A 13,038-nucleotide genomic window follows, 5' to 3' on the forward strand; every position below is an offset into this window, starting at 1 on the left:
CGGGATGACGTGAGCGCGTTAAGGATCAGGGTGTTCACGTTGGCCGGAATGGCTGTTCAACTTCGCCGGAATACGCACAATATTGCCATGGCCACGGCGACTGCGGTGAGCCGTGAGCAGTTACCCCCCTTGGCAGCCCTGACAGGCGAAGCCGGCTTCTCCCGTAGCCAGGCATGGCTCCAAACCCTCAAAAGTCGACTCCAGCAGGCAGGGGTAGGCGGCGGGATCTCTATCCTGCTTATCGACTCAGGACTCTGGTCCAGAGTACGAGGCAAGGAGTCCCTACTGCTCCAGCTGCACACCAGCGGCCCAAACCCAAAAGACCGGGTGATGCTGCTGAGTGAAGCCGCCATCAACGCCATGTTGAACGGGTCACTCACCATCGAGCAGGGACTGCAATTGGGTATTGTGGAGCTGCAAAGAGACGACAATCAGCAGTTGCAGCGGGATCTGCACAAGGCGCTGAGCTCGCAGACCTGACCACCACAGGAGAAACAGATAGGACAAAGGGAGGCAAATGCCTCCCTTTTTTATGCCTTCACGGCGAACGTCAAGCGCGGGCGCTTATTCGTCTTCCAGATAGGCGTAGCCTTGCAGGCCCAGCTCCAGCTCGTCGAGCAGGGCTTTGCGAGTGGCATCGTCCAGCGCCGGGTGAGCGGCGATCCGCTGGTAGTTTTCGCGGATCACGGACGGGTCGATGTTGACGTAACGCAGCAGCTGGTCGACGGTGTCGCCACGCACCACGTTGCGAATGTCCATCTTGCCCTCTTCGTCCAGCCACACTTCCGCGCAGTGGGTGTCACCGAACAGGTTGTGCAGATCGCCGAGGATCTCCTGATAGGCTCCGACCAGGAAGAAGCCGACGTGGCACTCTTCGTTTTCGCCATAAACCGGCATTGGCAGGGTGCTCTCGACCCCCAGACCGTCGACATAGTGCTCGACCTGACCGTCGGAGTCACAGGTGATATCCATCAGGATACCGCGACGGCTAAGCGGACGATCGAGACCAGCCAGCGGCATCACCGGGAATACCTGACCGATACCCCAGGCATCCGGCAGAGACTGGAACAGGGAGAAGTTGGCAAAGCACTTGTCCGCCAGCTTTTCACTCAGTTCGTCAGCCAGCGCACGGTGGTTGCGGTTGACCGGGTTGAGCATCTCTTTGAGCGCCAGACAGGTGTTCTGGTGCAGCATCTCGGCCCAGGCACGCTGTTCAAGGTTCAAGAGGCCCATGGTGTACTGGGTATTCACGTCACCCAGATCTGCCACCGAGTCATGGAAGATCTCCAGCAGGGAGGGATCTTCGCTGCGCAGATCCAGCCAGCCTTTCCACATGTTCTGCAGAATGGTCGGTGCATCTTCGTCCGGCGCGCTGATGTCGTTCATCTCCACCCCTTCGGCACCAATGATATTGGTGACCAGCACGGCGTGGTGGGCGGTCAGGGCACGGCCGGACTCGCTGATGATGGTCGGGTGCGGCAGATCGAACTCGCGGCAGACATCGCCGATGCCCCATACCACGTTGTTGGCGTACTCGGAGAGGCTGTAGTTGGCGGAGCAGTGGCTCTGGGAACGGGTTCCCTCGTAGTCCACACCCAGGCCGCCGCCGACGTCCACGACTTCGATGTTGGCACCGAGGCGACGCAGTTCAGCGTAGAAACGGCCGCACTCGCGGATGCCGCCCTGAATGTCGCGGATATTGGCGATCTGGGAGCCCAGATGGAAGTGCAGCAGTTGCAGGCAATCCAGCTTGCCCAGCCCGCGCAGACGCTCGATAAGCGCCAGGATCTGGGAGGCGGAGAGACCAAATTTGGACATGGAGCCACCGCTCGATTCCCACATGCCGGAGCCGGTGGAAGCGAGCTTGGCACGCACCCCGATGTTGGGCTTGATGTTGAGACGAGCCGACTCGTCCAGCACCATTTCCAGCTCGGAGGGCTTCTCCACCACGATGTAGACCTTGTGGCCCATCAGGTTGCCCAGGAGGGCGTGGCGGATATATTCGCGGTCTTTGTAACCGTTGCAGACGATCACCGAGCCTTGCTCATGGTGATGGGACAGCACGGCCAGCAGTTCCGGTTTGGAACCAGCTTCCAGGCCAAGCCGGGGCTTGTCGCTGTAGGACTGGCTGATGGTCTCGATGACACGACGCTGCTGGTTTACCTTGATCGGATAAACGCAGAGGTAGTCCCCTTCATAGCCAGACTTCTCGATGGCCTGACCAAAGGCGTTGAACAGCGCATCGACCCGACTCTTGAGAATGTCGGGGAAGCGCAGCAACACGGGGGTGGTCAGCCCGGACTGACGCAACTGTTCGATGGCGTCAGAGAGCACGATATGCGCGTCAGGGCGTGATTTGTCGGGGGCGACGGTCACATGACCGGCGTCATTGATATTGAAAAAACCCGCACCCCAGTAGGGAACGTTGTAGACCTTCAAGGAGTCCTTGCTGGACCAGTTAGTCATGGGCTATGCCTCGCAAATGAGCGACCCAAAGTCGCCTTCGTTACCCTCAATCACATCCAGACCATCTAGTGCAGAGTACGGCGAGCGCTGCCATCACGAGACGCAGCCACCCAAACCAACGCTTTGCACATCGCGGCAAGCCAGAGGCTGCCTGGTGGATCTTGGGGAAGTAACGAGTCTTGATGTGGGGCTGGTGGCTTTACATCAAGCTCAACGGTATGCGGTGCCACTATGCCGTAGCGCCGCGGTACTTTGATGACAGACGACATCAGCCACGCCGTCAGTTCATCATTCGGCAGCGATCCCGACAGAAGGAGAGGGTTCCAAGGAAGAGAAGCGAAGGCGCCAGCACGCATGCGTGTTGATAGACGACAACAACCACAGCCCACCTCACCGTCAGTGACCGCCCATGACAAGGGAAGATGATGAGCCGGTGGCCCACTCGGTCAAATGAAGGATGAGAGTCTGTTGTTCTCCCTGATACCGGAGCCTAACCGGTATTAAAGAAACCATTCCCCAGCAGTGTCTGTCGTTTCTGCGTGCCTCGCCCTATAGGCGTATGATCGGTCAGGTTTCTGGCGGCTCTGCCTGCTTCAGGGTTGCCCTTGGATCGGCGCGGAGTGTACACACTTACCGCGGGCAGTGACAATAAAAAATAGTGTTCAAAATCCCCTTTTAATAAGTCGATCAAATCTTGCTGGCGGGCAGGCGGGCTCTGGGATGGCGCAGGTTATGCGACAGCCCGGTTTCCCCTTGAAAAGTGTGTGAAAACGCCATGATTGGGCTGACGCCTTGCTGTGCGGTGGCTGAGGGGAATTTGGTCGCCACCGCCAGCGCCTAAATATCGTAATAAATGCCACATTTATGCGATCTCCCTCCCGGACGTTGCCCCGCGCGCCGCACATTCGCCGCTCTTCCCTTGCGTCAAAAAATGGGAAAACCTGCGCTGACGCAATGAGTGCCCCGCACGGATTGGCCACAATGACCGCTCACAATCGGTTAGAGGCTGACTAATGGATACCCTGCTTGAGCGTTTTCTGCGTTACGTAACTTTTCATACCCGCTCCGATGAGACCAATCCAGCCTGCCCCAGCAGCGAAGGCCAGCTGATCTTTGCCCGTGCCCTGCAAGAAGAGATGAAGGCGTTGGGGCTGAGCCAGGTCACCCTGGATGAACACGGCTACCTCACCGGCTGCCTGCCGGGCAACCAGCCGGACGCCCCCGCCATCGGCCTGATTGCCCACATGGATACCGCCGACTACGAGGCGGAGCACGTAGTTCCGCAAATCATCGAAAACTATCAGGGCGGCGACATCTGCCTTGGCAAGGGTGACGAGGTGCTCGCCATCCGTGACTACCGCTTCCTGAAAAACTACCTGGGTCAGGATCTCATCACCACCGACGGCACTACCTTGCTTGGCGCCGACGACAAGGCGGGTATCGCCGAGATCCTTACTGCCATCGACCACCTGCAAGCGCACCCCGAGATCCCGCGCGGCGATATCTGGGTCGGCTTTACCCCGGATGAAGAGATTGGCCGTGGCGCCAACCTGTTCCCGCTGGAGAGATTCCCGGCCAAGTGGGCCTATACCGTGGATGGCGGCGAACTGGGCGAGCTGGAGTATGAAAATTTCAACGCCGCCAGCGCCACAGTTCGTTTTATCGGCAACAACGTCCACCCCGGCACCGCCAAGGGCAGCATGATCAACAGCCAGACCCTGGCCGCCCGCTTCCACGCCGCCATGCCGGCCGAAGAGACCCCGGAGTGCACCGACGGGTATGAGGGCTTCTTCCATCTGGCCCAGATGAGCGGCACCGTGGAGGAGAGCACCCTCCACTACATCATCCGTGACTTCGACGACGAGCACTTCGCCGCACGCAAGGCCGAGATGCAAAGCCGGGTGGCAGCCCTGCAGGCCGAGTATCCCAAGGCCCGCATCGAACTCACCCTGACCGACAGCTATCGCAACATGCGCAGCCAGATCGAGCCGCACATGCATATCGTCGAGCTGGCCAAGGCCGCCATGGAGGCCGCCGACGTGGTGCCGAAGATCAAACCCATTCGCGGCGGTACCGATGGCGCCCGCCTCTCCTTTATGGGTCTGCCCTGCCCCAACCTCTTCACCGGTGGCCACAACTTCCACGGCAAGCACGAGTTCATCCCGCTGCAATCGATGGAGAGATCGGTCGCCACCCTGCTGGAGCTGGTGCGTCTCACCGCAGCCTGGCGCGGTTAATCTGGTCGCAATCATTACCATGACCAGCAAGGGGGGAGCCGGTTAACCTGCTCTCCCCTTGCTATCTGGCCATCACCCATCAGGAAAGGGAAACCGGGGAGAGTCGCTCAGGAGCAACTGGCTGCCGCTGCCATCAAACTGTCATCCAGCTGACATGTCGCGGGAACAGTGCCGCATCATGCTGGGAGCAACGGATCGCCGGAGCCCTCCAGATGTTCACTATCGATACCCTGCTGACCCAGCACTTCCCCCACCTGCTTGGCTACCCCCTGCTCACCCCGCTGTTAAAGCGGCTGCTGGGCTGGCTACTCAACGAACGTGCCTTTGCCGACTTTGCCACCCGCTACCCGCACCTGCGCGGCCTCGACTTTGTCGAGCAGGCGCTGACCCAGCTCGATTTCGACTATCGGGTCAGCGAGGCGCAGCTGGAGCATATTCCTGCCAGCGGCCGGGTCATTCTAGTCGCCAACCACCCCATCGGCTCGCTGGATGGACTGGCGCTGCTGCAACTGCTCGGCCGCATCCGCCCCGATGTGAAGATCGTCGCCAACCAGCTGCTGGCCCAGCTCGCGCCGCTGCGCCCTTTGCTATTGCCGGTGGACAATATAGAGGGCAAGACCGATCGACAGGCCATCCTCGCCATGAACGAACACATCGCCCATGAAGGGGCGCTGGTGATCTTCCCCGCAGGTGAAGTCTCGCGGCTTGGCCTCAAGGGGGTGAAAGATGGCCCCTGGCAGGCAGGCTTTATCAAGCTGGCCCAGCGCACCCGCACCCCGCTGGTGCCCATCCATCTGGGAGGGCGCAACAGCCTCTGGTTCTATCTCGCCTCCTGGCTCAACAAGCCCGCCTCCGCCCTGTTGCTGGTGCGCCAGCTGTTTCGCCAGCAGGGGCAGACTCTGCCGGTGACCATAGGAGCGCGCATTCCGCTCGGCAGTTTTCAGGAGCTGCCAGCCAAGACGGCGGCGCGGCTGGTGCGTAACCACCTCTACCGGATTGGCCGTGGCAAGGCGGGGCGCCTGCAGACCGAGGCCCCCATCGCCCTGCCGGAGGATCGCCGCCAACTCAAACAGGCCATCGAAAGCTGTGAGCAGCTCGGCACCACCCCGGATGGTCAGGGGATCTACCTCTACCGCCGCCACGAACTGAGCCACTCGGTGATCCTGCGCGAGCTGGGGCGACTGCGGGAGATCGCCTTTCGCGCGGTGGGGGAAGGGTCTGGCAAGCGGCGGGATCTCGATGGTTTTGACAACGACTATCACCACCTGATCCTCTGGGATCCGGCCCGACTCGACATCATCGGCGCCTACCGGTTCGCCCCGGTGGCGGAGCTGCTGGCCAGCAAGGGGAAGGATGGTCTCTACAGCCACACCCTGTTCGGCTTCGAGGATAAGTTGCTGCCCCGGCTGGAGCAGGCCATCGAGCTTGGCCGCAGCTTTATCCAGCCCGCCTACTGGGGCAAGCGGGGGCTCGATTATCTCTGGTTCGGCATCGGTGCCTATCTGGCCCGCTATCCCCGCTACCGCTACCTGTTTGGCCCGGTGTCGCTCTCCGGCAGCCTGCCGCCGGCGGCCAAGGATCTGCTGGTGAGCTTCTACCGCCAGCACTTTGCCCCCGAGCTGGCGCTGGCCCCCTCCCGCCGTCCCTATCCCGAGACACAGCCTCTGTTCGAGGGGGTGGATTACGACGCCGACCTCAAAGCACTCAAGGCCCGCCTCGACAATCTGGGCTGCGCCATCCCTACCCTATACAAGCAGTATTCAGAGCTGTGCGAGCCGGGCGGGGTGCAGTTTATGGACTTTGGCATCGACCCCGACTTCAACCACTGCATCGACGGGCTGGTGTGGGTGGATGTGAGCCGCATCAAGCCCCACAAACGGGCCCGCTATATCGGTAGCCATCTGGCCGAGCCGCGCTCATAGCCCAGCAGGCGCCAGGCAAACAGCCAAAGGCAAAAAAGGAGAGGAAGGCCATGGCCTCCCTCTCCTTTCGTTCTCATGCTCAGCACCTTTTCGAGGCGCTCGGCCCATCTGGCGTTACTCGGCCGCCTTGCGATCCGAGTGGCCAAGATCCCGCTCAGGGGCAATGACATCACGCACCCGCTGCTTGATCTCCTTGGCCTCGGGGAAGCCGTCATCGACCACCCGATCCCACACCTGCACCCCGCTCACCAGAATGCGGAACTCCCCCTTGCTGGCCGGCACCAGCGCAACCTCCCCCAGATCGCTGTCGAAGGTGGATAGCAGCTCCTGCGCCAGCCAGGCGGCGCGCAGCATCCAGCGACAGAGGGTGCAGTAGCGGATTTCGATGCGGGGTTTGCTGATCAGGGTTTCAGACTCGGTCATGAGTGACTCCATAAAAAAATCGGCCAATGGCGGGAAGTGGCGTACCGCTGCCCAATGGCCGATCCCGGTTTGGTCAAATCAATGCTGATCAACCCCATGAAAATCGGCCAGCCAATGGCGGGCAATGGTACGCATCGCCGATTCTGGCAGCTCGAACAGGCCGGGAGCAAGAGGGCCTGCCGCCAGCATCCGGATCCCTTCCATGATCTCCGCCAGCACCAGATAGACATATTCGCCAATCACGGCGCCATGGACGAAGTTGACCGCCTCGCCCCGGTTGAGCAGGTAGATCTGGGTACCATCCGGCCGGTTGAGGGCCAGCACATGGGGGCACACCTCTTCGCTCGGCCACGGCAACTGGGCCAGCGAGAAGGCAAACTCGTCGTCAGCCGAGGTGACCGAGGCGACCATGGTGCCGGGGCGCAGCGCCTGTAGATCCGCCAAGTCCAGCGAGCCGTTGCCGGTAGAGCAGATCACCAGCTCGGCACGGCTCAACGCCTCGGCCTTGGTGATCAGACGAAAACCGTGAGAGAGCGCTTCGACCTGTCGCAGCACATCTGTTTCCACCAGCCCGAGATGAAGATTGCGACAACGCAGGTCGCGGGCGATGCTGCGCCCCACCTTGCCATAGCCAAACAGCACGGCTTCGCAGACGTTGAAAGTACGGTTGAGGTTACGAGCCAGCGACTCCGCGGAGTAGACCACGCTCAAACCAATCTGGATATCCTCGGCCTGCTTGAGGGGGCTGCGAGCCACCGACACCACCGGGGTCGCCAGCACCTCCTGCTCATAGCGTTGATGACCGTTCTCGGTCATCTCCACCACCCCGAGGAAACGGGGGCCGAAGTATTCACTCAAGATCACCTGGGTTTTGGCAAAGTAACCGCCAATATCGAGGATCAGCAACCGCTCGTGGGGGGCCACAAGCGGCGCAATCTGCTGGATGAGGCTGTCGGGTTCATTGGTCCAGCGCCGGTTGAGGGGCAGCACCGGATAGTGTTGGGATACCCACTCCAGGGTCGGACCGTGTACCGATTTCGGTTTGGGCAAAATGGCACCAATCCGTCCAATCTGACCGAGAGCGTCGATAAAACGGGGGCGATCGGGAAGCAGGTGAGTGACCAGCAGAATGCAGAGACCGTCGATACGTCCCTGTCCGGTGAAATGGCGAAAAAACAGATGCTCAGATCCTTGACTGCGCAACTGTGGCCTCCTTATGTGCCGCAAAGCAGGCAAACAGAACCCGGCGCGGCCGGGTTCTGTGTGTGTCCAAATAAAATGAAAATCCTTTTTATCTGAAACACATATGGGGCTCAATCATTATCTGCCAAGAGTATGAGCGAGTATGCAAAAATGACTGTAATTGCCTGTTTTTCATGCAAAAATCAGTACAAAGAAGCAGCAGGCCACACCCACCATAGGCTTAGTCCGGTTCCCGCGGCAGCGAGCAGGATCAGCCCACCCCAACGCACTGGCAAGGGTTTGTCACGCAACACCCACTCCAGCAGTGGCATCAACCAGACCGGCAGCAACACCACCAGCGGCACCTCCACATATTGCCAGGCCAGCATCTGGACGAAGGCGAGGGCCAGCGCCAGACCGGCTGGGGCTACCTTGATGCCAACAAAGGTGGCAAGCAGGGCGCGAAAACCGGCGAAAGCGGCCAGCGCACCGGCCAGCTGGGCAATCAGCAGGCTGCCATCGATGCCGATCACCAGCGCCAGCCAGATAAAGCCGAGGGCAAACCCGAGCCCCTCGCGGCTGTCACCGCGCAAGGTGCTCCAGCCAAACCAGAGGATGGCGGGCAGTAGCGCCAGCCAGATCCCGGGTTCGCTCGCCAGTACCGAGGCCAATCCCTGCCACCACACCAGCGCACTGAACACCGCAAAGAGCAGCAGCGAACCGCGCTGATCGTTCACCTGAGCCGCAATGGCGGGGACCAGCAGGGTCAGCGGCAGCCACTGCCACGCCTTGGCCGGAATACCATAGAGACCGCCGAGCAATGAGCCCACCAACCAGAGCGCCAGCGCGCCCCACAGATACCCCAGTCGCGGCCAGCGCCACGATAGCAAAGCGGCTCCCAGAGGAGCCGCCAGGGTTTGCAGCAGAAGTTCCGCGCCCATTACTTGCGCACGCCTTCGACAAACAGGTTGATGTTCATCTCGTCCGGGATGCCGGGCAGCATGTAGCTCACGCCAAAGTCACTGCGCTTGATGGTGGTGGAGGCGTTGAAGCCGCTGCGGTAGCCGCCCCAGGGATCCTTGCCCTCACCGATCTTGACCAGATCGAAGGCCACTTCCTTGGAGACGCCGTGCAGAGTCAGGGTCCCTTTCAGCACGCCTTTATCCTTGGTGCCCTCGTAAGCGGAGCTGACGAAGGTCATCTTGGGATATTGTTTCACGTCGAGGAAATCAGGGCTGCGCAGGTGCTTGTCGCGGGCTTCGTGATTGGAGTCGACGCTGGCGGCATCCACTTCAAAGCTCGCCTTGGCGGCCGCCGGGTTGGCGTCATCCATGCTGAAGGTGCCGCTGAAGGTGTTGAAGCGACCCACCAGCTCGGAGAAGCCCAGGTGACCCACCTTGAACTGCACCGTGGTGTGCGCCGCATCCACGTCGTAATCCGCCGCCATCAGAGGGGTAGCCATAAACAGGCAGGAGGCCAGCAGAGCCTTGGTCATTTTCATCCGTTCGTTCCTTCATCTTGGGGTTCACATCAGTGGTTAAAATGCTAACCTCGTTCTGAAGATGAATAATCAGTGATTTATTAAATTCATTATTTACTGAGGATGGAAAATGGACCAGATCGCCGCCATGCGCACCTTTATCAAGGTGGTGGAGTGCCAGAGCTTTACCAAGGCCGCCAACCAGCTCGGCATCTCGGTCGCCATGGCCTCCAAACTGATGCAGCAGCTGGAGGAGTCCCTCGCCACCCGGCTGCTGTCGCGCACCACCCGTCAGGTCAATCCCACCGAGGCGGGCCAGTTCTACTACCAGCGATCCCTCGCCCTGCTGGCGGAGCTGGAAGAGACCCACAGCCAGCTGACCCACCACAACCAGCAGCCGAACGGCACCCTCAAGCTCTCGGTGCCGATGGATTTTGGCTATCTGCACCTCTCCCCCGCCCTGCCGCTGTTTCGCCAGCGCTTTCCCGATCTCAAGCTCGATATCGAGTACAGCGACCGGCGAGTGGCCCTGGTGGAAGAGGGGTTCGATCTGGCGCTGCGGATCGGCCACCTCAGCGACTCCTCGCTGGTGGCGCGCCAGCTTGCCACCATTCGGGTCGAACTTTGCGCCAGCCCCGCCTATCTGGCACGCAAGGGCAGACCGGAAAAACCCGAGGATCTCAAGCAGCACGACTGTCTGATCTACACCCTGACCCAGCCGGAGTGGCACTTCAAACGGGGAAGCGAGCAGCAGAGCATCCGGCCACAGGGGCCGCTGCGGGCCAACAACGGGGTGGCGCTGACCCGCGCCGCTTGTGATGATCAGGGCATCATATTGCAGCCCACCTTTATCGTGGGGGAGGCCCTGCGGTCAGGGCAGCTGGTCAGCCTGCTGCCAGAGTGGGACAAGGGAGATGTGGGACTTTATGCGGTCTATCCGCACCGCCGCTTCGTCTCGGCCAAGGTGCGCTGCTTTATCGAGTTCGTGCAGGAGCGCTATCTCGCCCCGCAGCAGTGGGATGCGCCGACCTGATTGCCAGAGCTGTGGGTCCGGCCTGCTAGTCCGGCTTGAAACCTAACGCTGGCCGGATGCGGTGGTGGATGCGGTGGTGGATGCGGCAACAGGGGTGAGCTTGGCTAGCAGACGCTCCTGCTCGAGGCTTAACTGCCAGCGTGGCAGACGGGTGCGGATCACCGACAACTGCGGCTCACTGAGGGCATAGGGGAGCGCAACTTCAATCTCGGGGCAGTCAAACATGGCGGCCAGCTGCAGGATCAGAATGAGGTTTGCCTCGTCGGTCTTGTGCTTGTTGACCCGTTTGCGGATCTCGTGGCGCAGCTGGGTTTCGGGGTCCTGGGTCATCGCCTGCCAGCCGAAACCGAACAACGGCACCAGCGCGCTGACAATCCCCAGCGCCGTCATCGGCTGCTTGGGGGGATGATAGAGTGCGTTGAGATCCAGCAGAACAGGATTCTGACGAACCTCACCCCCACCAAATAAAATCGTTTTCGTCATTGGATTACCCGCTATATTCCACTAGACTGCGCCGCATATTTTACCCCGATATGCCAACGAGGTGCTGATGCTAAGCGATATCGAGATCTCCCGCCAGTCCCCCCGTCTCTCAATCCACGCGCTGGCCGAACGCCTCGCCATCCCCCAGCACCTGCTCAGCCCTCATGGCCACTACAAAGGCAAGCTCAGCCTCGACCTGCTCACGTCTCAGCCCAAACAGCGCGGCAAGCTGGTACTGGTGAGCGCCATCACCCCTACCCCGCTCGGTGAAGGGAAAACGGTGACCACCCTTGGCCTCTCCATGGGGCTCAACCATATCGGCCAGCCCAGCATCGCCACTATCCGCCAGCCGAGCCTCGGGCCGGTATTCGGGGTCAAGGGGGGCGCTGCCGGTGGCGGCCACGCCCAGGTGGTGCCGATGGAGGAGATGAACCTCCACCTTACCGGCGATTTTCACGCTCTGACGGCGGCTCACAATCTGGCGGCGGCAGCCCTCGATGCCCGCCTGTTCCATGAGCGCAAACTCGGCGACCAGTTCACCGCCAAAACCGGCCTGCCGCGGCTCGATATCGATTCCGACAACATCCTCTGGCCGCGCACCCTCGACATGAATGACCGCGCCCTGCGCCACCTCACCATAGGTCAGGGGGGCGCTGCCGATGGTGTAGAGCGCAGCGATCGCTTCGTCATCACCGCCGCCTCCGAGCTGATGGCCATTCTGGCGCTGGCAAGCGATCTGAAAGACCTGCGCCAGCGCATCGGCCGCATCCAGCTGGCCCGCGATATCCACGGCAAGCCCATCACCGCCGAACAGTTGGAAGTAGCGGGCGCTATGACGGTACTGCTCAAAGATGCGCTGCAACCAACCCTGATGCAGACCACCGAGCAGACGCCGGTGCTGGTGCACGCCGGCCCCTTTGCCAACATCGCCCACGGCAACTCTTCGGTGATCGCCGATCGTATCGCCCTTGGCCTGACCGACTATGTGGTGACCGAGGCAGGTTTTGGCTCCGACATGGGGCTGGAGAAATTCTTCAACATCAAGAGCCGCCAATCCGGTATTACCCCCGCCTGCGTGGTGCTGGTGGCCACGGTGCGCGGCCTCAAGGCCAACAGCGGCCTGCTCGATATCCGCCCAGGCCAGCCGCTGCCAGCCAGCCTGCAAGGGGAAGATCTGCCGACCCTCAAGCAGGGCTGCGCCAACCTCGCCTGGCATATCCGGAACGCCCGCCGCTACGGGGTGCCGGTGGTGGTCGCCATCAACCGCTTCCCCACCGACAGCGAGGCCGAACTGGCGCTGCTGGCCCATGAAGCGCAGCAAGCCGGTGCCTGTGGCGCGGCCATCTCCAACGCCTTCACCCAGGGTGGTGCCGGTGCCAGCGAGCTGGCCCGCGCCGTGGTGGCCGCCTGCGAGCAACCCGGCAAGGTGAAACTGCTCTACCCCGACGAGGCGAGCCTCGATGCCAAGCTGGCGACCCTGGTGGAGTGCGGCTACGGCGGCCGCGGAGTGCAGCTCTCCGACAAAGCGCGCCAGCAGCTGGCCCAGCTCTCTGCCGAAGGGTGGGATCACTTGCCCATCTGCGTGGCCAAGACGCCGCTCTCCATCAGCCACGACCCCGCCCTCAAAGGGGTGCCGACCGATTTCGAGGTGCCCATCGACGAGGTGAAGCTCTGCGCCGGTGCCGGGTTCGTCTATGCGCTGGCGGGCCCCATCATGACCATGCCGGGGCTGGGCAGTCTGCCTGCCTATCGCCATATCGATATCGATGAGAACGGCGAGATAGTCGGCCTGAGCTGAGCCCTTCCACAACG

At 61.4% G+C, this 13,038-nt stretch carries 11 protein-coding genes; 5 read left to right on the plus strand and 6 right to left on the minus strand.

Annotated elements, in window-relative coordinates; genetic code table 11:
- Positions 1-24: 24 nt before the first annotated feature.
- A complete protein-coding gene (locus NOM06_RS14705; RefSeq protein ID WP_255912153.1) occupies positions 25-480 on the plus strand; it encodes a hypothetical protein in 456 nt (151 codons plus the stop codon).
- Positions 481-564: 84 nt separating this feature from the next.
- Here the strand turns inward: NOM06_RS14705 and speA are convergent, their stop codons facing one another.
- Positions 565-2,466: a biosynthetic arginine decarboxylase gene (gene speA / locus NOM06_RS14710; protein ID WP_005344160.1), complete on the minus strand. Its 1,902-nt coding sequence runs from the start codon at positions 2,464-2,466 to the stop codon at positions 565-567.
- A gap of 1,013 nt (positions 2,467-3,479) precedes the next feature.
- On the opposite strand from speA, the gene pepT reads away from it, so the two are divergent.
- Together pepT and NOM06_RS14720 are read left to right on the plus strand one after the other, a co-directional pair.
- Positions 3,480-4,703: a peptidase T gene (pepT, locus tag NOM06_RS14715; protein ID WP_255912116.1), complete on the plus strand. Its 1,224-nt coding sequence runs from the start codon at positions 3,480-3,482 to the stop codon at positions 4,701-4,703.
- A 212-nt stretch (positions 4,704-4,915) separates the two neighbouring features.
- Positions 4,916-6,625 carry a lysophospholipid acyltransferase family protein gene (locus NOM06_RS14720; protein WP_255912117.1) on the plus strand — a complete coding sequence of 570 codons (1,710 nt, stop codon included), beginning with the start codon at positions 4,916-4,918 and terminating at the stop codon, positions 6,623-6,625.
- 114 nt (positions 6,626-6,739) lie between these two features.
- On the opposite strand, the gene NOM06_RS14725 is transcribed toward NOM06_RS14720, so the two are convergent.
- The 4 genes from NOM06_RS14725 to NOM06_RS14740 all read right to left on the minus strand — a co-directional run bounded on the left by NOM06_RS14725 (position 6,740) and on the right by NOM06_RS14740 (position 9,731).
- A complete protein-coding gene (locus NOM06_RS14725; protein ID WP_043821170.1) occupies positions 6,740-7,048 on the minus strand; it encodes a SelT/SelW/SelH family protein in 309 nt (102 codons plus the stop codon).
- Positions 7,049-7,126: 78 nt separating this feature from the next.
- On the minus strand, positions 7,127-8,251 hold the full coding sequence (locus tag NOM06_RS14730; RefSeq protein WP_005353422.1) for an adenosylhomocysteinase: 1,125 nt from the start codon (positions 8,249-8,251) through the stop codon (positions 7,127-7,129).
- 182 nt (positions 8,252-8,433) lie between these two features.
- Positions 8,434-9,171: a hypothetical protein gene (locus NOM06_RS14735; RefSeq protein ID WP_255912118.1), complete on the minus strand. Its 738-nt coding sequence runs from the start codon at positions 9,169-9,171 to the stop codon at positions 8,434-8,436.
- Positions 9,171-9,731: a YceI family protein gene (locus NOM06_RS14740; protein ID WP_005334411.1), complete on the minus strand. Its 561-nt coding sequence runs from the start codon at positions 9,729-9,731 to the stop codon at positions 9,171-9,173. The genes NOM06_RS14735 and NOM06_RS14740 overlap by 1 nt, the downstream gene beginning before the upstream one ends.
- A gap of 109 nt (positions 9,732-9,840) precedes the next feature.
- Between NOM06_RS14740 and NOM06_RS14745 the strand changes: the two genes are divergently transcribed.
- A complete protein-coding gene (locus NOM06_RS14745; RefSeq protein ID WP_005334412.1) occupies positions 9,841-10,743 on the plus strand; it encodes a LysR family transcriptional regulator in 903 nt (300 codons plus the stop codon).
- 42 nt (positions 10,744-10,785) lie between these two features.
- Here NOM06_RS14745 and NOM06_RS14750 read toward each other — a convergent pair whose 3' ends face one another.
- On the minus strand, positions 10,786-11,226 hold the full coding sequence (locus NOM06_RS14750; RefSeq protein WP_255912119.1) for a hypothetical protein: 441 nt from the start codon (positions 11,224-11,226) through the stop codon (positions 10,786-10,788).
- Between the two features lie 67 nt (positions 11,227-11,293).
- On the opposite strand from NOM06_RS14750, the gene NOM06_RS14755 reads away from it, so the two are divergent.
- Entirely contained in the window at positions 11,294-13,024 is a 1,731-nt protein-coding gene (locus tag NOM06_RS14755) for a formate--tetrahydrofolate ligase (protein ID WP_129503616.1), read from the plus strand.
- Positions 13,025-13,038 lie beyond the last annotated feature (14 nt).

This window comes from Aeromonas sp. JL9, from assembly GCF_024436075.1.
GTDB classification, from domain to species: domain Bacteria; phylum Pseudomonadota; class Gammaproteobacteria; order Enterobacterales; family Aeromonadaceae; genus Aeromonas; species Aeromonas veronii.